Below are 21,389 nucleotides of genomic sequence, written 5' to 3'. Positions count from 1 at the left end.
ACTATAGTGCTCTCCCCTTCGGAGAGAGCACGGGACTTAGGTTTTAATCCTGTGGATTACTTACCACGGGCTTCGATAACGGCCTGAGCAACGTTGTTAGGCGCATCATCATACTTCAGGAATTCCATGGTGTATGATGCACGACCTTTGGTCAGAGAACGCAGCTGAGTTGCATATCCGAACATTTCAGACAGCGGAACTTCAGCATGGATCTTAACGCCAGTTACTTCGGATTCCTGACCGCGCAGCATACCGCGACGACGGCTCAAGTCACCGATAACGTCACCGGTGTTCTCTTCAGGAGTCTCTACTTCAACCTTCATGATTGGCTCAAGCAGAACTGGTTTTGCTTTCTTAAAGCCTTCTTTAAAGGCAATAGACGCAGCCAGTTTAAACGCCAGTTCAGAGGAGTCAACGTCGTGGTAAGAACCGAAGTGCAGACGGACACCCATGTCAACAACCGGATAGCCAGCCAGAGGGCCCGCTTTCAGCTGTTCCTGGATACCTTTATCAACGGCTGGGATGTATTCGCCAGGAATTACACCACCTTTGATGTCGTTGATGAACTCGTAACCTTTAGGGTTAGAGCCCGGCTCCAGTGGGTACATGTCGATCACAACGTGACCGTACTGACCGCGACCACCAGACTGCTTAGCGTGTTTACCTTCAACATCGGTAACTTTCGCACGAATCGCTTCGCGGTAAGCAACCTGAGGTTTACCCACGTTCGCTTCAACGTTGAATTCACGCTTCATACGGTCAACGATGATGTCCAGGTGCAGTTCACCCATACCAGCGATGATGGTCTGGTTAGATTCTTCATCAGTCCATACGCGGAATGATGGGTCTTCTTTCGCCAGACGGCCCAGAGCCAGACCCATTTTTTCCTGGTCAGCTTTGGTTTTTGGTTCAACCGCGATGGAGATTACCGGCTCAGGGAATTCCATACGCTCCAGAATGATCGGGTGATCCGGGTCACACAGGGTGTCACCAGTAGTCACGTCTTTCAGACCGATTGCTGCAGCGATGTCGCCCGCACGAACTTCTTTGATCTCTTCACGTTTGTTAGCGTGCATCTGTACGATACGGCCAAAACGTTCACGCGCCGTTTTCACGGAGTTCAGGATGGTGTCACCGGAGTTAACCACACCAGAGTAAACGCGGAAGAAGGTCAGGTTACCCACGAATGGGTCGGTAGCAATTTTGAACGCCAGTGCAGAGAACGGCTCTTCGTCGCTTGCGTGACGTTCAGCCGGAGTATCTTTACCGTCGTCCAGGATGCCGTTGATCGCAGGAACGTCAACCGGGGATGGCAGGTAATCAATTACCGCATCCAGCATCGCCTGAACACCTTTGTTCTTGAATGCAGAACCACAGGTTACCAGGATGATTTCGTTGTTCAGAACACGCTGACGCAGAGCTTTTTTGATCTCTTCTTCAGTCAGTTCTTCACCACCCAGGTATTTCTCCATCAGCTCTTCAGAAGCTTCAGCAGCGGATTCGATCAGGTTCTGGTGCCATTCGTCAGCCAGGTCCTGCATCTCAGCTGGGATATCTTCGTATTCGAAGGTAACGCCCTGGTCTGCATCGTTCCAGTTGATGGCTTTCATTTTCACCAGGTCGATAACGCCGGTGAAGCCTTCTTCAGCACCAATTGCCAGCTGCAGCGGAACAGGGTTCGCGCCCAGACGGGATTTGATCTGACCAACAACTTTCAGGAAGTTAGCACCCATACGGTCCATTTTGTTAACGAACGCGATGCGTGGAACTTTATATTTGTTCGCCTGACGCCATACGGTCTCAGACTGTGGCTGAACACCACCAACTGCGCAATAAACCATTACCGCGCCGTCAAGAACACGCATGGAACGTTCTACTTCGATGGTGAAGTCAACGTGCCCTGGGGTGTCGATGATGTTAACGCGATGCGGTTCGTACTGCTTAGCCATACCTGACCAGAATGCAGTAGTCGCTGCGGAGGTGATAGTAATACCACGCTCCTGCTCCTGTTCCATCCAGTCCATGGTGGCTGCGCCGTCATGAACTTCACCGATTTTATGGTTTACACCGGTGTAGAACAGAATACGTTCGGTAGTAGTGGTCTTACCGGCGTCGATGTGCGCACTGATACCAATGTTACGGTAACGTGCGATGGGTGTTGTACGAGCCATTTGATTCCTCGTTTGTTTCTTTAGGCGTTCAGTTAAGTAACCCAGGACGGGCAGCTTCGCTGAAGCGCCCGCCTGGTGACTAATACTCCGAAGGGATTACCAACGGTAGTGTGCGAACGCCTTGTTGGCTTCTGCCATACGGTGAACGTCTTCACGTTTCTTAACTGCAGTACCTTTGTTTTCTGCAGCATCAGAAAGTTCGTTCGCCAGACGCAGAGCCATGGATTTATCACCGCGTTTACGAGCAGCTTCAACGATCCAACGCATTGCCAGAGCATTACGACGAACCGGACGAACTTCAACTGGAACCTGATAAGTAGAACCACCAACGCGGCGAGACTTAACTTCTACAGTCGGGCGCACGTTGTCGAGAGCGACTTCGAAAGCTTCCAGTTCATTTTTACCAGAGCGCTGAGCCAGGGTCTCCAGCGCGCTGTATACGATTGCTTCTGCAGTAGATTTTTTACCATCTACCATCAGGATATTTACAAATTTTGCCAGCAGTTCTGATCCGAATTTCGGATCTGGAAGAATTTTACGCTGACCAATGACGCGACGACGTGGCATGGGAATACTCCGTTGTTAATTCAGGATTGTCCAAAACTCTACGAGTTTAGTTTGACATTAAGATAAATCAGTTTGGCCTTACTTAACGGAGAACCATTAAGCCTTAGGACGCTTCACGCCGTACTTGGAGCGAGCCTGCTTACGGTCTTTAACACCTGAGCAGTCCAGCGCACCACGAACGGTGTGGTAACGAACACCCGGAAGGTCTTTAACACGACCGCCACGGATCAGGATCACGGAGTGCTCCTGCAGGTTGTGACCTTCACCACCGATGTAGGAAGTCACTTCGAAACCGTTAGTCAAACGCACACGGCATACTTTACGCAGTGCGGAGTTTGGTTTTTTAGGAGTGGTGGTATATACACGAGTACATACGCCACGTTTCTGCGGGCAGGCTTCCAGTGCAGGCACGTTGCTTTTTGCAACTTTGCGCGCACGTGGTTTGCGTACCAGCTGGTTAACTGTTGCCATTAAATAGCTCCTGGTTTTAGCTTTTGCTTCGTAAACACGTAATAAAACGACCTCATACAATATGAGGACGCGAAATTTTAGGGCTACGTCGAAAAGGTGTCAAGAAATATACAGCGATCTCGGATCACCAGTTCATTTGACTGGCGTGCGTCACAGTAAGATTGACGAAATCAGTATAGCCAACCACGTCAATTTTGGCTGAAATTTGACCAGAAAGACCTCGCGCCTCAAGATCGTCTTTCAGCGCAGAGACGGATATGGGGGCATTGCTGAGAATTTCAACAAAACGACTCCCTTCAAGCGCAGCCAGTACGCCATCCTGAATCAGCAGCAGGTCATCACCTTCGCGCAGCATACTCAGTAATGCGTCGATATCACAATGCCACGGTGAACGGCTCAGGGTATGGAGCATGTCAGCCTCAGAAATTCAGAACAGTGTCGTAATGGGAAAGTTGGTCGCGCAGCGCGTCGGCCGGGAGGAGTGTTACATCCAGCACGAAAGACGTCTTATCGCTCAGACCGCGCGCAGCAAGAGAATCAGCGCAGACAAAAAAGGTTTCAATGTCGTAAAGCGGCAGCACTTTAAAGGTCGCGATGTAATCCCGCGCCAGAATAGCCTGCGGCTGCTGGCCTGCCAGAAGCTGAAACACGCCATCCCCTAAAAAGAAGACACCGATGTCTTCGGTCAGTGCTGATGTTGCGAGCAACGCATCCAGCCCTTCTCTGCCGGACGCACTACCGTGCGGAGCAGATGAAAAAACAAACGCCACGCGTTTCATCAGAATTGCACCACTCTGTCGCAGGTTAACGCAGCCTGTGCCAGTGCGCCCAGACCGCTCAACGAAAACCCCGGCTGCAGGTTGGCCCCTGGCAAGCCAAGACGTTCAGCTTCGGTGGCATCGGTCACGCCGCGACGCAGGGCTGCCGCCACGCAGATATGCAGCGCAACCCCCCTTGTCTCGTTCAGCGTCTGCCAGGCGCGCACCAGATCAAATTCATCGCTGGCCGGTGAGGTAAACTGGTTGGCGTTATACACCCCTTCCCGATAAAAGAAGACACTCACCAGCTCATGTCCGGCAGCCAGTAACGCATGCGCAAACTGCAGCGCGCTGCTGGCCTGCTGAGTACCATACGCCGGGCCTGTCACCATCAGCGAAAAACGCATTACTTGTCTTGCCCCTGGAAATCACCGCTTTTGAACTGGCGGATGTAGAGGTAGACCGTATGCTTGGAAATGTTCAGGCGATCGGCCACCTGGTTAATGGCGTCTTTGATGTCAAAAATCCCTTTCTCATAGAGATTCAGCACGATCTGACGATTCTTGGCGTTGTTCGATACGTTGCGATCGGCATTCACCTCTTCGATAGTGAACTCAAGCGTCTGCGTCACCAGATCTTCAACCGAGGAGGCAAAGTTAACTGAGGAGCCAACGTCCGGCGTTTCAGGCGGTATGAAAGTACTCATGATTTGCGAGAACGGCACATCAAGGTTCATGTTGATGCACAACAGACCGATCACGCGATGCTCGCGATTTCGAATCGCGATGGTTTCTGATTTCATCAGTACGCCGCTTTTGGCGCGGGTGAAATAACATTTGGAGACGCTGCTGTCCGCGCCGGTCATGTCATGCAGCATACGCAATGCAAGGTCGGTGATTGGCGAACCAATTTTACGGCCAGTATGCTCACCATTAGCAATGCGGATGGCGGAACACTTAAGATCTTGCAGGGAGTGCAATACGATTTCGCAGTGGGACCCAATGAGCATCGCTAACCCGTCCACTACCGCCTCGTAGGATTTCAGAATATCGAAGTCGGTCTGGTCGAAAGGACGTTGATCCAGTAAATCAAGTTCACTGGTTTCGTTGGTTAAAAGCGACCTGGACATGAAAAAAACACTCCTTTTCAGGAGCCTGTCGTTAGGTTTTCAGGGCAGGCTCATTATCTACACGGACAACTAAATTAATACAGCGTGCATAACGCTTTCCAGTGTTAATTATATCTGCCCCACAATAAAAAAAACCGCCGCCTTAAAGGCGGCGGTTTTCATTCCATTACTTCTTCGCGTCTGTCGCAGCTTTCTGTTCTGCCTGCGCTTCTGGTTTCGCATCAGCTTTCGGCGCTGGCTTGATATCCAGCAGCTCTACGTCAAAGACCAGGGTAGAGTTAGCAGGGATACCTGGAACGCCGGTTTTGCCATATGCCAGATCCGGTGGAATAACCAGTTTGATCTTGCCACCTTTCTTGATGTTTTTCAGACCTTCAGTCCAGCCTGGGATCACACCATCCAGACGGAAGGAGAGAGGCTCACCACGGGTGTAAGAGTTATCGAACTCTTTACCGTCGATCAGCGTACCTTTGTAGTTAACCACGACAGTATCGCTGTCTTTAGGCGCATCACCGGTACCTTCTTTCTCAACTTTGTACACCAGACCCGTAGAGGAGGTTTTCACGCCCTTCTCTTTAGCAAAGGTATCGCGGTAGGCTTTGCCTTTCGCTTCGTTGTCTTTTGCATCCGCTTCCATCTTAGTCTGAGCGGCACCTTTCACACGTGCTTCGAACGCCTGCAGAGTCTGTTCAATTTCCTGGTCAGACAGTTTGCTCTTATCTGCAAATGCGTCCTGAACGCCCGCGATCAGCTGAGCTTTGTCCAGTTTAATGCCCAGTTTCTCTTGTTCTTTCAGAGAGTTTTCCATGTAACGACCCAGAGATGCGCCAAGTGCGTAGGCGGATTTCTGGTCGTCATTTTTGAACGCCGCTTTGCTGTCTGCAGTTGCAGCAGGCTTCGCAGCAGTATCAGCAGCGAAGGACAGCGGCGCGTTCAGCGCAACAGCCATCGTCGTCGCCAGCAGCGTTACTTTAAACAGTGATTTCATCCATATCTCCAGGGCCTGGGGACTCTCACCCCAGCGTTAAACGTAAATGAGTTACGTACTATAAAACGTTGCGGAAGAAATCTACAGACAGACTCTCCCGATTCTCGCCACTTTTCAGACTATTTTTGTTTAAATAAGTTTCTTGCCAAGGGGATAGATACTGAACTTAAGGATAAACTCAGTTAAACTTCGCCGCCGCTGGCCGATTGTGGTTAATGAGATACAACGAGGTGAATGATGAAGGACACAATGTTAGAAGCGAGAATGGCTGAGCTGGAAAGCCGCCTGGCTTTTCAGGACATCACCATCGAAGAGCTAAACCAGACCGTGACCGCACATGAACTGGAAATGGCGAAACTGCGGGATCTCATGCGCCTGCTGACGGACAAACTGAAGGCCACACAGCCGTCACATATTGCCTCTCAGTCAGAAGAGACGCCACCACCTCACTATTGAGGCGTAAAAAAAGCGGGATTATTATCCCGCTTTTTTATTTTCCGCATAACGGAATTAGTGGCAACCGCAGCCGCCGTTACCGCAACCACCTTTACCGTGGTCGTGACCATGGTCGTGATCGTGGCCGTGACCACCACAGCAGCCGTCGTGGCCGTGATCGTGGTCATGGTCGTGACCGTGCGCACCGTGAACGTGGCCATGAGCCAGCTCTTCTTCGGTCGCTTCACGGATCGCAACAACTTCTACGTTGAATTTCAGGTTCTGGCCAGCCAGCATGTGGTTGCCGTCAACCACAACGTGGTCGTCTTCCACTTCAGTGATTTCAACAGGAACCGGACCCTGGTCAGTTTCAGCCAGGAAGCGCATGCCAACCTGCAGTTCGTCAACGCCCATGAACACGTCTTTAGGAACGCGCTGCACCAGGTTGTCGTCGTACTGACCGTAAGCGTCGTTCGCGCCAACAGCAACGTCGAATTTGTCGCCAACGTCGTGACCTTCCAGCGCGTTTTCCAGGCCGGAAATCAGGGAACCGTGACCATGCAGGTAGTCAAGCGGCGCACTCACCGGAGACTCATCAACCAACACACCGTCTTCTGTACGTACCTGATAGGCCAGGCTGACCACCAGGTCTTTTGCTACTTTCATGATATCTCCTGAGCAAGGGAAAATTGCTGGCGCAGATTGTAGCGGAAATCTGCACCCGTGTACCCTTTAGCTTAAAAAAACTCAGGGCATATCGCTAGTCCGGATGAAAAATCCCGATAACTTGCTCTTCTTTGCGAACATGATCGCGGGCTTCTTTATCCGCCTCGCGCATCTGATGACCGCACTTAACACACTCTACGACATCAATATTATTTTCCCGCCACATCGCCAGCGTATCTTGCGCCTGGCAGCTCGGGCATTTTGCGCCCGCAATAAAGCGTTTACGTACAGCCATCTTTCGTTACCCTTTATTCAAATTCATCCCAGCCATCGAGCTGGCGTCGTTCCTGTTGCATCTCTCGCTGGAAAATCTCTTCCAGCTCCCGACGCGCTTCCCGCACGCGGGAGATCTGCGCCGTATCAGAGTGTACCGGCATTAATTCGCGCAGCATTCGCATGTCCAGCCGGCGAAAATGCATCTGGGCCCGCTGAGCCTGATGAGGATGCATGCCCAGCGAAATCAGCGCTTTACGTCCCAACTCCAGCGCACTGGAAAATGTCTCACGGGAGAAGTGCTTCACACCTGCCTGCAGCAGTTCGTGCGCTTCAACACGTCCACGCGCACGCGCCAGAATATGCAGATGCGGGAAATGCTGCTGGCACAGTTCCACCAGCTTCATCGTATCTTCCGGATCGTTGCAGGTAATCACGATGGATTCTGCCGCTTCTGCTCCCGCTGAACGCAACAGTTCGAGCTGGGTCGCGTCGCCGTAGTAAACCTTGTAGCCGTATTTACGCATCAGGTTCACCGCGCTGATATCGCGCTCCAGTACCGTAATGCGCATTTTGTTCGCCATCAGCAGACGTCCAATCACCTGCCCAAAGCGGCCAAAGCCCACCACAATCACCTGCGGCTTATCATCCTCCACCCACGGCATCTCATCTTCATCCTCTGTCGGATTTAAGCGCCGTGAGAGCAGCTTATCCACCAGCCTGATGAGCAGCGGGGTGGTCATCATCGACAGCGTGACCGTTACCAGCAGCAGCGCCATCTGATCGTCTTTAAACAGCTTCTGGGAGGAGGCGGTGGAGAACAGCACGAACGCGAACTCTCCGCCCTGACTTAAGACGCTGGCAAACTGCATGCGCTCGGAACTGCGCAGCCCGTATATCCGTGCCATGACATACAGCACCAGCGTTTTTACCGCCACCAGCACAACAACGCTCATCACCACCCACAGCAAATGGGTATAGAGCACGCCCAGGTTGAGCGCCATTCCCACCGAAATAAAGAACAACCCTAACAGCAGCCCTTTAAACGGATCGATAGCCGTTTCCAGTTCATGACGATATTCGCTTTCGGCAAGAAGCACCCCGGCGATAAACGTACCGAGCGCCATCGACAGCCCCAGCGCATCCATAAACAATGCCGAGCCCAGCACCAGCAGCAGCGTCGCGGCAGTAAACACCTCGCGCACGCCAGAGGCGGCAATAAAACGAAACACCGGCCGCAGCAGGAAACGTCCGCCAATCAGCATGCCGGCGAAGGCCAGCACCTTCATGGAGATTTTGACCCAGTCAAAATGATCGTCACCAGAGCCTGCCAGTAACGGCACCAGTGCCAGCGCCGGGATCACGGCCAGGTCCTGAAACAGCAGTACCGAAAAGCCCAGCTGTCCTGCCTCGTTGCGGTTCATCCCTTTGTCACGCATTAGCTGCAGCGCCATCGCTGTCGACGACATCGCAAGACCTATTCCGCCGATCACCGCCGCCTGCCACGAGAAGTTGGTCAGCATTAACAGCCCGGCCAGAATCGCGGCACTGAACAAGACCTGCGCCGCCCCCACGCCAAATATCGATCGCCGGAGCTGCCACAGTTTTGACGGGTTCAGTTCGAGGCCAATGATGAACATCAGGAACACCACGCCCAGTTCAGAGAAGTGGAGAATTTCATCCACATCGCTGATGAATCCCAGCCCCCAGGGGCCAATGGCGATCCCGGCCAGCAGGTAGCCCAGCACCGCGCCAATGCCCAGCCGGGCGGCCAGCGGAACCGCCACCACTGCTGCAAATAAAAACAGCACGCCGGCCAGGAGTAAATTCGATCCTTCCATTAGCGACCTCCCGCCGAAATCGGTGATGCCAGCCAATCGCCATACGCTCTGGCGTGGCTCGCCAGCGCTTCAGGCTTCTGGCGACGCGCCCAGTAGACAATAATCGGGCTCATCCAGTGCATGCGGCACATCGCGGCCGTCAGCTCAAACGGCCGCAGGATATCGCTCATGGGATAACGGTTAAGACCGTCGTGGCGGTAAGCGCTCTCTGGCTCACCGGTCGTAATGACACTGCGCCAGTACTTTCCCGCCAGCTGGTTGCCCCCCACCCCGCTGGAGAACCCCCGGCTCAGCACACGGTCCAGCCACTCTTTCAGCAGTGCCGGACAGCTATAGGTATAAAGCGGATGCTGGAACACTATCACGTCATGCTGACGCAGCAGTTCCTGCTCGTAAGGAATATCAATAAAGAAATCAGGATAGTGCGCGTAGAGATCGTGCACCGTCACATTGCTGAGCTGAGTAGCCGGCTTAAGCAGAACCCGGTTTGCCACCGAGTCCTGAGATTCCGGATGGGCATACAGCAGCAGCACTTTCGCTGTCTGAGACATCACTCCCCTCCCGGTTCTGTTTCTGTTTCTGTTTTTGTGTATCGTCGTTGTTTTGGGCTACCATGGCGGCCCGGTGCGGAAAATGGCCCACACCTTACATTATCATAATGACAAATTAACATAGTCGGAACATACGGCGCTTCTATGATTGTTTTCTCCTCGTTACAAATTCGCCGCGGCGTGCGCGTCCTGCTGGATAACGCCTCCGCCACTATCAATCCCGGTCAAAAAGTGGGTCTGGTCGGCAAAAACGGCTGCGGAAAATCGACCCTGCTTGCGCTGCTGAAAAACGAGATTAGCGCTGACGGCGGTAACTTTACCTATCCGGGCAACTGGCAGCTTGCCTGGGTAAATCAGGAGACGCCTGCCCTGAGCGAACCCGCTCTCGACTATGTTATCGACGGCGATCGTGAATACCGTAAGCTGGAAGCTGAACTGAACGCCGCCAACGAGCGTAATGACGGTCATGCTATCGCCACCGTCCACGGTAAGCTGGACGCCATCGACGCATGGACCATTCGCTCCCGCGCCTCCAGCCTGCTGCACGGTCTGGGTTTCAGCAACGAACAGCTTGAACGCCCCGTCAGCGACTTCTCCGGTGGCTGGCGTATGCGCCTTAACCTGGCGCAGGCACTGATTTGCCGTTCCGACCTGCTGCTGCTTGATGAACCCACTAACCACCTCGATCTCGATGCGGTTATTTGGCTGGAGAAGTGGCTCAAGAGCTATCAGGGCACTCTGATTCTGATCTCCCACGACCGCGACTTCCTCGACCCGGTGGTGGATAAAATCATTCATATCGAACAGCAAAGCCTGTTTGAATACACCGGCAACTACAGCTCATTCGAGCGCCAGCGCGCGACGCGCCTTGCTCAACAGCAGGCGATGTACGAAAGCCAGCAGCAGCGCGTGGCGCATCTGCAAAGCTTTGTTGACCGCTTCAAGGCAAAAGCCTCTAAAGCCAAGCAGGCCCAGAGCCGCATCAAGATGCTGGAACGCATGGAGATGATCGCCCCGGCGCACGTCGATAACCCGTTCCACTTCAGTTTTCGCGAGCCCGAGAGCCTGCCGAACCCACTGCTGAAGATGGAAAAGGTGAGCGCTGGCTACGGCGATCGCATTATTCTCGACTCCATCAAGCTCAACCTGGTGCCGGGTTCACGTATTGGTCTGCTGGGACGTAACGGCGCCGGTAAATCGACGCTGATTAAACTACTCGCGGGCGAGCTTAACCCGGTCAGCGGCGAGATCGGCCTGGCAAAAGGCATTAAGCTTGGCTACTTCGCCCAGCATCAGCTGGAATTCTTACGCGCAGATGAATCGCCCATCCAGCACCTCGCGCGACTGGCGCCGCAGGAGATGGAGCAGAAGCTGCGCGATTACCTTGGCGGCTTTGGCTTCCAGGGCGATAAAGTCACCGAAAACACCGAACGTTTCTCCGGCGGCGAGAAAGCGCGTCTGGTGCTGGCGCTTATCGTCTGGCAGCGTCCGAACCTGTTGCTGCTCGATGAACCTACAAACCACCTCGATCTCGACATGCGTCAGGCGCTGACCGAAGCGTTAATTGAGTTTGAAGGCGCGCTGGTTGTCGTCTCGCACGATCGTCACCTGATCCGCTCCACAACGGACGTTCTCTATTTAGTGCACGATGGCAAAGTCGAGCCGTTCGATGGCGATCTGGAAGACTATCAGCAGTGGCTAACGGACGTGCAGAAGCAGGAAAACCAGCCGGACGACTCGTCGAAAGATAACGCCAACAGCGCCCAGGCGCGTAAAGACCAGAAGCGCCGTGAAGCGGAACTGCGTACTCAGACCCAGCCGCTGCGTAAAGAGATTGCCCGTCTCGAAAAGGAGATGGAGAAACTTAACGCTCTGCTGGCTACCGTTGAAGAGAAGCTGGGCGACAGCGGTCTGTATGACCAGAGCCGTAAGGCGGAACTGACCGACTGCCTGCAGACACAGGCGAAGACGAAATCCAGCCTCGAAGCGTGCGAGATGGCGTGGCTGGACGCCCAGGAACAGCTGGAAGCCATGCTGCAGGCCGACTAAATCCCCGGGAGGGTTATGAGTTTCGATATCACGAGCGACATTACATTTCGTAAACTCAGCATCTTCATGACCTTTATGGAGAAGGGCAACATCGCCCGTACCGCCGAAGCGCTTGGCCTGAGCGGCGTTAGCGTGCACCGCGCGCTGCATACTCTCGAAGAAAATGTGCGCTGCCCGCTCTTTACGCACAAAGGTCGCAATCTCATTGCGCTGCCTTCAGCCTGGACGCTGCTGGAATATTGTCAGGAAGTGATGCAGGTAATGGCGCGCGGGCTGGAAGAAGCGCGCAAAACGGCCGGTGTTGGCCAGGGACGACTGCGCGTCGGCACGCTCTACTCGCTGACGCTGGAAACCGTGCCACACCTGATTATGGGGATGAAACTGCGCCGTCCGGACCTGGAGATGGACCTGACGATGGGCTCTAACGAGACCCTGTTGCGTATGCTGGACGACGGTTTGCTCGACGCCATCCTCATCTCTATTTCCGAAAGCGATATCGACCGCAACAGTCTGGAAGTGCTCCCCCTGTTCCATGACGACATTTTTCTTGCCGCGCCTGCCTCTGCCACGCTGAACACCAGCGGGCCTGCCGACTTACGTGATTACAAAGACCAGAAGTTTGTCGCGCTGTCGGAAGGGTTTGCCACCTACGCCGGGTTTCAGGAGGCGTTTCATATTGCCGGTTTCGAACCGGAAATCGTCACCCGCGTAAATGACATTTTCTCGATGCTGAGTCTGGTGCAGGCGGGCGTGGGCTTTACGCTCATGCCAGGCAGAATGAAGAAAGTGTATGAGAACTCAGTACAGCTACTGAAGCTGGCCCAGCCGTATCAAATGCAGCAGTTGATTGCCATTGTGTTTGCCCGCAACCGCGAGCAAGACCCCAGCCTGCGGGCACTGGCAGCCGAAGGGCGAATGTATGCCCGCAGTATCGCCACCGACCCTGCGCAGACCCTACCGCTGTAGCCGCTTAGCGAGGTGTACCGCCACGTCTACACCACTGCGCTCCAGCGAAACCGACTCCCCTTCCCAGGCCGCCTGACGCGTCAGGCAGGTCAGTACTCCGCCTGGTGGCATTTCAATCGCCAGCCGAGCTTCACGCTCGTTGGCAGAAATCACCGCTTCCTGCCAGCGCACCGTGCGCGCCATATTCATCGCCAGATCGTCCGCGATTTTCTCAGGCGTCCAGAGCACGCGTCCTGTGCTGCCGCTCAGGTAAGCACAGCGCGGGCGTGTGAGCGTGACGGATGTGAATGCCTCCACCAGCTTGTGCGCCGGCTCCGCCAACAGCTCGCAATGGGAAGGCACGCTGACGGTCAGCCGATGCGCCTTATTAGCCCCTTTTGCCAGCGCGCGTTTCGCCACCTGCGCCATCCCCTCATCGGTGCCGGCGATCACAATCTGTGTTTCCGCGTTCAAATTGGCGATATACGTTCCGGTGCCTTCCAGCAGCGCTTCAACCTGAGGCAGGGTCAGCCCCATTATCGCGGTCAGGCCATAACCGTGCGGATAGGCTTGCTCCATGAGATCGCCACGCAGCGCGACCAGCTTCAGCGCGTCGGCAAATTCCAGCGCTCCGGCAATGACCGCGGCCGGATACGCGCCAATAGACAGACCGCTGACGATATCCGGTGCCACGCCGTGTTGTTCAAGCTCACGCGCCCAGGCAACACCGGCAATTAACAACGAAAGCTGAACGGCTCGCGTGTGGGTTAACGCTGCCGCGGTATCCAGCGTATCGACTTCGCCACCCAATACCTCGCGGGCCCGCTCCAGCGTCGTGCCAGGCAGGTTTTGCAGCATACCGACATGCTGGGTGCCCTGCCCTGGAAAGGTAAACAGTATTTTCATCACTCCTCCCTGTGCCACGGGTCCGCCACCAGACGTGGCCCACGGCGGGTCTTCAGCAACGTTTTGCCGTTGCGCAGCCACTCCGTCAGCGCAAAGCCGCCTTCAGGGGTGTCGACCTGGGTGTCTGCCCGACATAACGCGCGGCTGAGCTGTGACGCCCAGACACGAAAAGCGTCAGCCGACAGAGGCTGAGGGGCTCGCACCAGCAGATCGAGATCGCTGTCGGCATGAATGACCGGGATACCGGTCGCCAGGGCGTAGCCCGTGCTGCCCGTAATTCCCCACGTCCACGGCCATGACTGCTGAGAAAGTTGCAATGCCACCTGAACCGGTGGCTGAGTCACAAACGGTGAACGCAGAAGATCGGCGGTCACGCTCAACGCCTCGGGTGAGACCACCCGCACGACGTTGTCTGGCTTCACCCAACCGGCCGCCCGCTGGTCGCGGCGTAAACCGCGTACGCCAACGGGAATACGGCCAGCGTTATCAACATCACGCCGCACGACCACCGGTAAACCGGTATGCCATACCGCATCCACCCAGTCGTCAGTGATGCCTTCCAGCGCGTCACGCGCGTTAAGCCAGATGAGGTCGTGAGGGCGTAATGTTGTGGTCATGATTACATTCCTGAAGTCAGCGAGATAAACAGTGGCAGCGACAGGATACACAGTACCGAGCTTAACAGCAGCACCGCTTCCGCATCCGGAGACTGCACGCCAAAGCGGTTACCGAACACCACGCCGAAGAAACCGGCTGAGAGCGCAATCATCAGGATAGCGGTGATCGCCACGGAGCCGTGCAGACCGAAGATCAGAACGATACCCCAGGCAATCGCAGGCTGGATCAGAAGCTTGGCTACGGTTGAGGTAATCACCATGGTGTTGATCTGCAGCTTACGCGCAGAGAGGATCACCCCGGTCAGGAACAGCGCGGCAGCCGTTGCAGAAAGCCCCAGTGGCTTAATGGCGGCCAGAACAAGTTCAGGCATTTTGATGCCGATAGCAGACAAAATCACACCCAGCAGGGGACCCATCACAATCGGTTTTTTAATCGAGCGCCACATCAGCACCGGCAGCATCGAGAGCGTTGAACCGGAGTTATTGCCTTCGGCACGCGCTTTTTCACGTTCCAGAATCAGCAGGCAGAACGGCGTCATCAGTACCGAACCACAGGCAATAGAGACCGCCACGGACAGTGAGGTTGAAGAACTTTCACCCAGCACGCTGCCCAGAATCGGCAAGCCAAGCGCGGCATAGTTTGGCAGCGCAACCGTCAGCGTAAGCACGGCGGCATCCTGTGGGGATTTTTTAAAGACGCTGGTCGCGAGGAAGTAAATGGCCGCGTAGGTTATCCACATCGCCAGGGTCAGCACCAGAATCAGCGGTGACTGGGCTACGATGCCGGTCCACGGGGTTTGCACCGTGGCGCTGAACAGCGCGGCAGGCAAAGCAAAATCCATGACGAAAATATTGAGCAGGGAGACATTTTTGTTATCGACCATCTTTGCCTTACCGGCCCAGAATCCCAGCAGCATGATGACGAAAATCGGTGCAAGAGCATGAACAATTACGTAAGTCATAATTCACCTGTAGTAAAAAAGTTTAAGCACTGGCGCGATGATTATTATTTTCAGGATGCAGGTTCCCGCGCGGACGTAACGGTTACGTCCGCGGGGAGTGCATCTGGCAGGTCTCTTTTTACTTACCAGCTTGCCCGCATGCGTTCGCGTACGAGGGCAGAGCTGCGGCGATTGTCAGCACCGAGACGGTTTTTCAGGGTGTTGTCCTGACGAGCGTCATGGATGGCCTGTTGCAGCGTGGTTTTCACCTGCGTCAGATCGTTTTCAGAAGGGGCATCCGGGTTGCTGATGTCCAGCAGGTTGGAAAGCAGCCCCAGTGTGGCGTAGTTGCTGATGTCATAGGCCATTGGCGGGATCGTTGCCGCCAGTTTTTCCAGCGCGTCCACGGTACGTAGCGTAATACGCGCCGCAGACTCTTTACCCATGGCATGGATCAGCACGCCTTTATCGTTAAAGGCAATCAGGCGGTTTGCCTGGTACCCGTGCGCCAGAAACGCGCCGGACATCGCTTTACCAACGATAAGCCCAATCACCGGATGGCCGGCCAGACGCGCGTTAGCATAGGCCGCCGCCGCGCCGGCCAACGCCTGGTGAATACCAAATGCCTCTTCACGACGGCCATAGGCCTGGCTTGGCACGTCAATCACCGCCACGATCGGGCGCTTCACGGCGCTGTTGGCATCGGCGGCAACGGTTTCGCTCACCACTTTTGCCAGCGTCCAGCCTTCCAGCAGACCGACTTCCCCTTTCGCCGCGCGCGGGAAGTGGTTGTTGGCATCCGGTACCACGGCAACAAAACGTACCGTTTCACCGTTAAGTTCACCATCGGCCGCCTGTACAGACGGGCATAACCCTTCCAGGCGTCTGGCGTTCGGCGCGAGCGTTTGCAGCCAGAGTTCGCCACGGCTTACTGAGTTAGTCATCATTTCACCTCCCGGGCAAAGAGCGCTTTAATCTGTTCGGCATCGGCCTGTTTGCGGGTGTCGAAATTCGTCAGACGGTTCAGGTAATCGTCATAGTTATCGGTGCGATGTTTTGCAGGCACGCCTTTGGCAATCGCGTCGTTCATCGCCGCTTTCACCGCGTTCACGCCATCGCCAACCAGCGCATCCACCAGGCCGCTTTCATAGCGGACTTCGCCACCGGTCATGCTCCAGATAAACGGACGGTCGCGGGAGTCATACTCTTCAATTCCCGCTTCCTGCTCGATAACCTGAGGACCATTCAGACCGAGACGCGCTTCGCGGGTGACAATCAGGTAGCTGCACAGTGCAGCAGCGATAGACATCCCACCGAAGCAGCCCACGGTCCCGGCCACAATCCCGACCACCGGGGTGTAACGACGCAGGTCAACAATTGCCGCATGAATATCGGCAATGGCCGCCAGGCCCAGGTTGGCTTCCTGCAGACGCACGCCGCCGGTTTCGAGACACAGTACCGCCTGCGTCGGGATCCCGTTGCGGTTATCTTCTGCTGCCAGCTCCAGCGCGGCCGCCATTTTGGCGCCGGACACTTCGCCCATGCTGCCGCCCTGGAACGCACCTTCGATCGCCACCACTACCGCAGGCTGGCCGTTGAGGGTGCCTTTGGCGACCACCATGCCGTCATCGGCCTGAGGAACGATACCCTGCGGCCCCAGCCACGGGGAGATAATGCCTTCAAAAGGATCCAGCAGTTCGCGATAGCTCCCGTCGTCCAGCAATGCCTGCGCACGCTGGCGAGCTTTTAATTCAATAAAACTCCGATCATCACGCATGGCTCACCCCTTCAAAAACCTGTTCGATACGAATGCGTGCCACCCCCGGCGTCGCGCCAAAGTCGTGGATCGTCAGTTTTCCTGCAGGCAGGCTGCTGACGGTGTGCAGGCGGTTGAATAACGCCTCCCAGCGACCGCGGCTGTTGTCGACGGACGTGGTGATATCAATGGTTAACGTCTGGCCCGGTTCGGCGGCAAACAGCACCTCCATATCCCCGGAACCAACAACCCCTGCGAGCGCTTTGCCGCTTAACGCGCGGCTCGCTGGCATGGTTAATGTGATTTTTTCCATAACATCCTCTTAATGCTTTGAATAAGGCGTTTCGATGCGATCGAGAAACAGCGTGGCGGCAAGCAGGTCGGCTGCTCCGCCCGGTGAGGCATTGAGTGCCAGCATGTGACGGTCTAATCTCGCCAGCGCCATCTGGCCTGCGGATGTCGCGCATCCTCCGGCGCTCAGCACCGCACGCGCACCGTTCTGCATGGCCTCCAGCCCCGCCATCCCGGCGCGCGACAGCACGCAGGTGTCGGTAAGCGACGTCATGATGGCCATCAGCGCATCGAGCCTTGCGTACGTTTCGCTGCTGCCGTTAAGACGGCTCAGACGAAGCTGCGGCAGAGCACGCTGCATCACGTGTGGAAATGCCTGCTGAGCCTCTTCACGTGCGCCCGGAACCCGGTAGCGGCGCGTGGCGCGTAGCCCTTTGCTGAACACTTTCGGCGCCGCGTCATCGGGCAGTTTCGCCAGCTGTGCCGCGGTATTCGCTACCGCCTGCGCGCTGGCATCGCCACCGAGCATCGCCACGGCACTGACCAGCAGCCCCAGCGCCCAAATCGCGCCGCGGTGGGTATTTACACCGTCGGTAGCCGCCATCATCTGCTGCTCACCTTCACGGCCGAGTCGCCCTATGGTTTGCCTGAGCGCAATATCCGCCGGACGCTGCCAGCTGTGTTGCGCCAGCGCCTGAAACGTGGGGGTCAGGCTGCGCGCGGAACGCTCCATCAACGCGAGCGACAGATCGTGGTGCGCGCCGTTCCCCCGACTGTCCACCAGACCGGGTTTCGGGCTTAACTGTGCTTCGTCAATCAGACACTGCGTGGCGGTTCGCGCCAGCCATTCGGCACCGCCTTCAACCTGAATCTGGGGCAGAAGTTTCATTACCAGCTCCGGAATTTCGCAGGTGGGTTGTAAAGACCGCCAGACCATTCAACCAGGTCTGACACGCTGCCTGCTGCCAGCAGAGAACGGGTGGCATCGGTGCGACGAATCCCCATATCTTCCGGGTAAACCACTTTGCCGCTCTGGCGCAACTGCGCCACACGTTTGGCATCGACGCCCAGACCGATATCGGTGATCCCCGCGACGGCCGCAACCATCGCCCGGCGCTCTTCAAGACTTTCTGCGCGATAGAGGTAAGCAATCCCCTCTTCCGTCAGCACATGTGTCACGTCGTCGCCGTAGATCATGACCGGAGCCAGAGGCATCCCGGACGCTTTCGCAACGTCAACAGCATCGAGTTTTTCCACAAAGGTCGGTTTCACGCCTGCCTGGAAGGTTTCCACCATCTGGACGACGAGTTTTTTACCGCGCTGCATCGGATCAGGTTCGGTGATCATGTTCAGCCAGGCCGGGGTGGCATGACGACGACCATGCGGGTCATGACCCATGTTTGGCGCACCGCCGAAACCAGAGAGACGACCACGGGTCACGGTTGAGGAGTTGGCATACCCGTCGACCTGCAGGGTTGACCCGATGAACATATCAACGGCGTACTGGCCTGCCAGCTGACAGAAGGCGCGGTTGGAACGCATAGAGCCGTCGGCACCGGTAAAGAAGATATCCGGACGTGCACGAATGTACTCTTCCATCCCCAGTTCGCCGCCGAAGCAGTGCACGCTTTCCACCCAGCCGCTTTCAATCGCCGGGATCAGGGTTGGGTGCGGGTTAAGGGTCCAGTGTTTACAGATTTTGCCTTTCAGGCCGAGCTGTTCACCGTAGGTCGGCAGCAGCAGTTCAATCGCCGCGGTATTGAAACCAATCCCGTGGTTCAGGGATTGCACCTGATGTTCCGCATAAATGCCCTTAATGGCCATCATCGCCATCAGGATATGTTCCTGTTTGATGAGACGCGGGTCGCGGGTAAACAGCGGTTCGATAAAGAACGGTTTGTCGGCCACCACCACGAAGTCAATCCAGGAGCCGGGAATATCAACGCGCGGCAGGTCGCATTCGTCGTCCACCAGCTCATTCACCTGTGCGATGACAATGCCGTCATGGAACGCGGCCGCTTCCACCAGCGCGGGGGTATCTTCGGTGCTTGCACCGGTATAAAGATTACCTTTTCGGTCCGCTTTAAAGCCGGCAATCAGCGCCACGTTTGGCGAGAGGTCCACGTACAGACGTGAATAGAGTTCTATGTAGGTATGGATAGCGCCAATTTCGAGCTGACCATCTTCCAGCAGCTGCGAGATGCGCAGGCTCTGGGTACCGGAGAAGGAGAAGTCCAGCTTGCGGGCGATACCTTTCTCAAAGATATCCAGATGCTCGCTACGGCCCACGCTTGGCATAATCATGTGCAGGTCATGCACGATTTGCGGGTTCACTTCAGCCAGCGAGCGTGAAAGGAAATCGGCCTGCTTCTGGTTATTACCTTCCAGAACGACTTTGTCGCCAGGCGCGATCAGTTTTTCCAGCATGGCGACAAGATCGCCGGTTGGCAGTACCTTGCCCTGCACCGGTACGGAGGCCAGACGACGCGCTTTCTCGGTGCGTCGTGTGTTCCATTGCCGGGTGGGTGTTTGCCCAGATAACATTATTAACCTCCTGATTCAGCACATCATTCTGATTTGCTTAACGTTGAGTAAAGTGTGCGCTGTGGCGAGGAAGTCATCAATTAAGCGCAGGGCGGAATCATTAGCCTGAGAGTAATAATCAAGGTAAATATTTGTGATCGAGATCAGTTCATGTTTCGGAAAACCAGGCTAAACGGGGTACAATTCGGAAAGAACAGAAAATAACTGACAAGAATTAGCATCGCCGTTATGAGCCAAATCATTCCATCAGACTTCGACATCATCGCCGAAGACAGCACCGAGTTCGTGCCCATGCGCGGCGTGGCCAATTGCCATCTGCAGACCATGCTGCCGCGACTCATCCGCCGTAAGGTTCAGTTTACGCCGCACTGGCAACGACTGGACTTACCGGACGGTGACTTTCTGGACCTGGCATGGAGCGAAGAGCCAGAACAGGCGCGCCACAAGCCGCGTCTGGTGGTCTTTCACGGTCTGGAAGGCAGTCTGCACAGTCCCTATGCACACGGGCTCATCCAGGCAGCCAAAGCGCGGGGCTGGCTCGGCGTGGTGATGCACTTTCGCGGCTGTAGCGGCGAACCGAATCGCCAGAAGCGCATCTATCACTCGGGTGAAACCGAAGACGGCACCTGGTTTTTACACTGGTTACGGGAAAACTTTGGTACCGTCCCGACGGCGGCCGTGGGCTACTCGCTGGGCGGCAATATGCTGGCCTGCCTGCTGGCAAAAGAGGGCGACACCGTGCCGCTGGATGCGGCCGTCATTGTCTCCGCGCCCTTTATGCTGGAGCAGTGCAGCTACCATATGGAGAAAGGCTTTTCCCGGGTCTATCAGCGTTACCTGCTCAACCTGCTGAAAGCCAACGCGGCGCGCAAGTTGAAGGCCTATCCGGATACGCTGCCGGTGAGCCTGCGTCAGTTGAAAAAGGTCCGTCGCATCCGCGAATTCGACGATCTGATCACCGCCAAAATTCACGGTTTTGCCGATGCGATTGACTACTACCGTCAGTGCAGCGCCATGCCGCTGCTCAGCAAGATCACGCAACCGACGCTTATCATTCATGCCAAAGATGACCCGTTTATGGATCATCACTCAATCCCCGCGCAGGAATTTCTGCCTGCCAACGTTCACTATCAGCTGACAGAGCATGGTGGTCACGTGGGGTTCATCGGTGGAACGTTGCGCCGCCCGAAAATGTGGCTGGAGTCGCGTATTCCTGACTGGCTTACCCCTTATCTGGACGGTGCAAAATGATTATTCCGTGGCAGGATCTCTCCCCCGAAACGCTCGATAATCTGATTGAAAGCTTTGTCTTGCGCGAAGGTACCGATTATGGTGAACATGAACGTTCGCTTGAGCAAAAGGTCAACGATGTGAAGCGCCAACTCAAAAGCGGCGACGTGGTGCTGGTATGGTCTGAACTGCATGAGACGGTCAATATCATGCCCCGCAACGCGTTTCATGGCTGATCTTTAAACCTTTCCAGTCAGGGA

General features: G+C 55.6%; 25 protein-coding genes. 5 read left to right on the top strand and 20 right to left on the bottom strand.

Annotated features, from left to right (window positions below; genetic code table 11):
- Positions 1-56: 56 nt before the first annotated feature.
- The 8 genes from fusA to fkpA form a co-directional block, all read right to left on the bottom strand.
- The gene (gene fusA / locus L466_RS18990; protein ID WP_014171904.1) at positions 57-2,171 is read right to left on the bottom strand and encodes an elongation factor G; all 2,115 of its coding nucleotides are present in this window, start codon (positions 2,169-2,171) and stop codon (positions 57-59) included.
- A 96-nt stretch (positions 2,172-2,267) separates the two neighbouring features.
- Positions 2,268-2,738, bottom strand: a complete 471-nt coding sequence (gene rpsG, locus L466_RS18995; protein ID WP_003861706.1) for a 30S ribosomal protein S7 — start codon at positions 2,736-2,738, stop codon at positions 2,268-2,270.
- A 96-nt stretch (positions 2,739-2,834) separates the two neighbouring features.
- On the bottom strand, positions 2,835-3,209 hold the full coding sequence (gene rpsL, locus L466_RS19000; protein WP_000246815.1) for a 30S ribosomal protein S12: 375 nt from the start codon (positions 3,207-3,209) through the stop codon (positions 2,835-2,837).
- Between the two features lie 124 nt (positions 3,210-3,333).
- On the bottom strand, positions 3,334-3,621 hold the full coding sequence (gene tusB / locus L466_RS19005) for a sulfurtransferase complex subunit TusB (RefSeq protein WP_014171906.1): 288 nt from the start codon (positions 3,619-3,621) through the stop codon (positions 3,334-3,336).
- Between the two features lie 7 nt (positions 3,622-3,628).
- A complete protein-coding gene (gene tusC / locus L466_RS19010; protein WP_014171907.1) occupies positions 3,629-3,988 on the bottom strand; it encodes a sulfurtransferase complex subunit TusC in 360 nt (119 codons plus the stop codon).
- Positions 3,988-4,374, bottom strand: coding sequence for a sulfurtransferase complex subunit TusD (gene tusD / locus L466_RS19015; RefSeq protein WP_014171908.1), 387 nt, complete (start codon positions 4,372-4,374; stop codon positions 3,988-3,990). The genes tusC and tusD overlap by 1 nt, the downstream gene beginning before the upstream one ends.
- Entirely contained in the window at positions 4,374-5,096 is a 723-nt protein-coding gene (locus L466_RS19020; RefSeq protein ID WP_014171909.1) for a helix-turn-helix transcriptional regulator, read from the bottom strand. The genes tusD and L466_RS19020 overlap by 1 nt, the downstream gene beginning before the upstream one ends.
- Before the next feature lie 166 nt (positions 5,097-5,262).
- A complete protein-coding gene (gene fkpA / locus L466_RS19025) occupies positions 5,263-6,084 on the bottom strand; it encodes an FKBP-type peptidyl-prolyl cis-trans isomerase (RefSeq protein ID WP_014171910.1) in 822 nt (273 codons plus the stop codon).
- Positions 6,085-6,321: 237 nt separating this feature from the next.
- Between fkpA and L466_RS19030 the strand changes: the two genes are divergently transcribed.
- Positions 6,322-6,540, top strand: a complete 219-nt coding sequence (locus L466_RS19030) for a protein SlyX (protein ID WP_020884603.1) — start codon at positions 6,322-6,324, stop codon at positions 6,538-6,540.
- A 54-nt stretch (positions 6,541-6,594) separates the two neighbouring features.
- Here the strand turns inward: L466_RS19030 and slyD are convergent, their stop codons facing one another.
- From slyD to kefG, 4 genes are all read right to left on the bottom strand, one after another.
- Positions 6,595-7,185, bottom strand: a complete 591-nt coding sequence (slyD, locus tag L466_RS19035) for a peptidylprolyl isomerase (RefSeq protein ID WP_014171912.1) — start codon at positions 7,183-7,185, stop codon at positions 6,595-6,597.
- A 94-nt stretch (positions 7,186-7,279) separates the two neighbouring features.
- Positions 7,280-7,480 (bottom strand): YheV family putative zinc ribbon protein, encoded by a 201-nt coding sequence (locus L466_RS19040; protein WP_013099038.1) that lies wholly within the window; start codon positions 7,478-7,480, stop codon positions 7,280-7,282.
- Positions 7,481-7,493: 13 nt separating this feature from the next.
- Positions 7,494-9,299 (bottom strand): glutathione-regulated potassium-efflux system protein KefB, encoded by a 1,806-nt coding sequence (kefB, locus tag L466_RS19045; protein WP_020884602.1) that lies wholly within the window; start codon positions 9,297-9,299, stop codon positions 7,494-7,496.
- A complete protein-coding gene (gene kefG / locus L466_RS19050) occupies positions 9,299-9,850 on the bottom strand; it encodes a glutathione-regulated potassium-efflux system ancillary protein KefG (RefSeq protein WP_020884601.1) in 552 nt (183 codons plus the stop codon). The genes kefB and kefG overlap by 1 nt, the downstream gene beginning before the upstream one ends.
- A 144-nt stretch (positions 9,851-9,994) precedes the next feature.
- Between kefG and L466_RS19055 the strand changes: the two genes are divergently transcribed.
- Both L466_RS19055 and L466_RS19060 read left to right on the top strand, forming a co-directional pair.
- Positions 9,995-11,899, top strand: coding sequence for an ABC transporter ATP-binding protein (locus L466_RS19055; protein ID WP_032680162.1), 1,905 nt, complete (start codon positions 9,995-9,997; stop codon positions 11,897-11,899).
- A 15-nt stretch (positions 11,900-11,914) separates the two neighbouring features.
- Complete coding sequence (locus tag L466_RS19060) at positions 11,915-12,865, top strand: LysR family transcriptional regulator (RefSeq protein WP_032680161.1); 951 nt, start codon at positions 11,915-11,917, stop codon at positions 12,863-12,865.
- Here the strand turns inward: L466_RS19060 and mdcH are convergent.
- The 8 genes from mdcH to mdcA form a co-directional block, all read right to left on the bottom strand.
- The gene (gene mdcH / locus L466_RS19065) at positions 12,854-13,750 is read right to left on the bottom strand and encodes a malonate decarboxylase subunit epsilon (RefSeq protein ID WP_032680160.1); all 897 of its coding nucleotides are present in this window, start codon (positions 13,748-13,750) and stop codon (positions 12,854-12,856) included. The two genes, L466_RS19060 and mdcH, sit on opposite strands and share 12 nt — an antisense overlap.
- On the bottom strand, positions 13,750-14,367 hold the full coding sequence (locus tag L466_RS19070) for a malonate decarboxylase holo-ACP synthase (protein ID WP_032680159.1): 618 nt from the start codon (positions 14,365-14,367) through the stop codon (positions 13,750-13,752). Before L466_RS19070 ends, mdcH begins: the two co-directional genes overlap by 1 nt.
- A 2-nt stretch (positions 14,368-14,369) precedes the next feature.
- Complete coding sequence (locus L466_RS19075) at positions 14,370-15,329, bottom strand: AEC family transporter (protein ID WP_014171919.1); 960 nt, start codon at positions 15,327-15,329, stop codon at positions 14,370-14,372.
- Between the two features lie 122 nt (positions 15,330-15,451).
- Positions 15,452-16,252, bottom strand: coding sequence for a biotin-independent malonate decarboxylase subunit gamma (gene mdcE / locus L466_RS19080; protein WP_032670503.1), 801 nt, complete (start codon positions 16,250-16,252; stop codon positions 15,452-15,454).
- The gene (locus L466_RS19085; protein ID WP_014171921.1) at positions 16,252-17,085 is read right to left on the bottom strand and encodes a biotin-independent malonate decarboxylase subunit beta; all 834 of its coding nucleotides are present in this window, start codon (positions 17,083-17,085) and stop codon (positions 16,252-16,254) included. Before L466_RS19085 ends, mdcE begins: the two co-directional genes overlap by 1 nt.
- The gene (gene mdcC, locus L466_RS19090) at positions 17,078-17,377 is read right to left on the bottom strand and encodes a malonate decarboxylase acyl carrier protein (RefSeq protein ID WP_020884595.1); all 300 of its coding nucleotides are present in this window, start codon (positions 17,375-17,377) and stop codon (positions 17,078-17,080) included. The genes L466_RS19085 and mdcC overlap by 8 nt, the downstream gene beginning before the upstream one ends.
- Positions 17,378-17,386: 9 nt before the next feature.
- Positions 17,387-18,244, bottom strand: a complete 858-nt coding sequence (locus L466_RS19095; protein WP_020884594.1) for a triphosphoribosyl-dephospho-CoA synthase — start codon at positions 18,242-18,244, stop codon at positions 17,387-17,389.
- Positions 18,244-19,899, bottom strand: coding sequence for a malonate decarboxylase subunit alpha (gene mdcA / locus L466_RS19100; RefSeq protein ID WP_014171924.1), 1,656 nt, complete (start codon positions 19,897-19,899; stop codon positions 18,244-18,246). Before mdcA ends, L466_RS19095 begins: the two co-directional genes overlap by 1 nt.
- A 228-nt stretch (positions 19,900-20,127) precedes the next feature.
- Here mdcA and L466_RS19105 point away from each other — a divergent pair, with 228 nt between their 5' ends.
- Entirely contained in the window at positions 20,128-21,150 is a 1,023-nt protein-coding gene (locus L466_RS19105; RefSeq protein WP_014171925.1) for a hydrolase, read from the top strand.
- On the top strand, positions 21,147-21,365 hold the full coding sequence (locus tag L466_RS19110; protein WP_003861664.1) for a YheU family protein: 219 nt from the start codon (positions 21,147-21,149) through the stop codon (positions 21,363-21,365). The genes L466_RS19105 and L466_RS19110 overlap by 4 nt, the downstream gene beginning before the upstream one ends.
- Positions 21,366-21,389 lie beyond the last annotated feature (24 nt).

This window comes from Enterobacter sp. BIDMC 30, from assembly GCF_000534355.1.
In the GTDB taxonomy this organism is placed as follows: domain Bacteria; phylum Pseudomonadota; class Gammaproteobacteria; order Enterobacterales; family Enterobacteriaceae; genus Enterobacter; species Enterobacter ludwigii.
The sequence above is the reverse complement of the archived record's forward strand: the minus strand, read 5'-3'. Positions and strand labels throughout refer to the sequence as shown.

Bases quoted from the DNA above. Each gene is read 5' to 3' on its own strand.
- L466_RS19060 (WP_032680161.1), top strand. From the start codon at position 11,915: ATGAGTTTCGATATCACGAGCGACATTACATTTCGTAAACTCAGCATC.
- L466_RS19055 (WP_032680162.1), top strand. From the start codon at position 9,995: ATGATTGTTTTCTCCTCGTTACAAATTCGCCGCGGCGTGCGCGTCCTG.
- L466_RS19095 (WP_020884594.1), bottom strand. From the start codon at position 18,244: ATGAAACTTCTGCCCCAGATTCAGGTTGAAGGCGGTGCCGAATGGCTG.
- tusC (WP_014171907.1), bottom strand. From the start codon at position 3,988: ATGAAACGCGTGGCGTTTGTTTTTTCATCTGCTCCGCACGGTAGTGCG.
- kefG (WP_020884601.1), bottom strand. From the start codon at position 9,850: ATGTCTCAGACAGCGAAAGTGCTGCTGCTGTATGCCCATCCGGAATCT.
- L466_RS19110 (WP_003861664.1), top strand. From the start codon at position 21,147: ATGATTATTCCGTGGCAGGATCTCTCCCCCGAAACGCTCGATAATCTG.
- L466_RS19075 (WP_014171919.1), bottom strand. From the start codon at position 15,329: ATGACTTACGTAATTGTTCATGCTCTTGCACCGATTTTCGTCATCATG.
- fusA (WP_014171904.1), bottom strand. From the start codon at position 2,171: ATGGCTCGTACAACACCCATCGCACGTTACCGTAACATTGGTATCAGT.
- tusB (WP_014171906.1), bottom strand. From the start codon at position 3,621: ATGCTCCATACCCTGAGCCGTTCACCGTGGCATTGTGATATCGACGCA.
- mdcA (WP_014171924.1), bottom strand. From the start codon at position 19,899: ATGTTATCTGGGCAAACACCCACCCGGCAATGGAACACACGACGCACC.
- mdcC (WP_020884595.1), bottom strand. From the start codon at position 17,377: ATGGAAAAAATCACATTAACCATGCCAGCGAGCCGCGCGTTAAGCGGC.
- mdcE (WP_032670503.1), bottom strand. From the start codon at position 16,252: ATGACTAACTCAGTAAGCCGTGGCGAACTCTGGCTGCAAACGCTCGCG.
- slyD (WP_014171912.1), bottom strand. From the start codon at position 7,185: ATGAAAGTAGCAAAAGACCTGGTGGTCAGCCTGGCCTATCAGGTACGT.
- L466_RS19085 (WP_014171921.1), bottom strand. From the start codon at position 17,085: ATGCGTGATGATCGGAGTTTTATTGAATTAAAAGCTCGCCAGCGTGCG.
- L466_RS19040 (WP_013099038.1), bottom strand. From the start codon at position 7,480: ATGGCTGTACGTAAACGCTTTATTGCGGGCGCAAAATGCCCGAGCTGC.
- rpsG (WP_003861706.1), bottom strand. From the start codon at position 2,738: ATGCCACGTCGTCGCGTCATTGGTCAGCGTAAAATTCTTCCAGATCCG.
- L466_RS19105 (WP_014171925.1), top strand. From the start codon at position 20,128: ATGAGCCAAATCATTCCATCAGACTTCGACATCATCGCCGAAGACAGC.
- L466_RS19020 (WP_014171909.1), bottom strand. From the start codon at position 5,096: ATGTCCAGGTCGCTTTTAACCAACGAAACCAGTGAACTTGATTTACTG.
- rpsL (WP_000246815.1), bottom strand. From the start codon at position 3,209: ATGGCAACAGTTAACCAGCTGGTACGCAAACCACGTGCGCGCAAAGTT.
- tusD (WP_014171908.1), bottom strand. From the start codon at position 4,374: ATGCGTTTTTCGCTGATGGTGACAGGCCCGGCGTATGGTACTCAGCAG.
- mdcH (WP_032680160.1), bottom strand. From the start codon at position 13,750: ATGAAAATACTGTTTACCTTTCCAGGGCAGGGCACCCAGCATGTCGGT.
- L466_RS19070 (WP_032680159.1), bottom strand. From the start codon at position 14,367: ATGACCACAACATTACGCCCTCACGACCTCATCTGGCTTAACGCGCGT.
- kefB (WP_020884602.1), bottom strand. From the start codon at position 9,299: ATGGAAGGATCGAATTTACTCCTGGCCGGCGTGCTGTTTTTATTTGCA.
- L466_RS19030 (WP_020884603.1), top strand. From the start codon at position 6,322: ATGAAGGACACAATGTTAGAAGCGAGAATGGCTGAGCTGGAAAGCCGC.
- fkpA (WP_014171910.1), bottom strand. From the start codon at position 6,084: ATGAAATCACTGTTTAAAGTAACGCTGCTGGCGACGACGATGGCTGTT.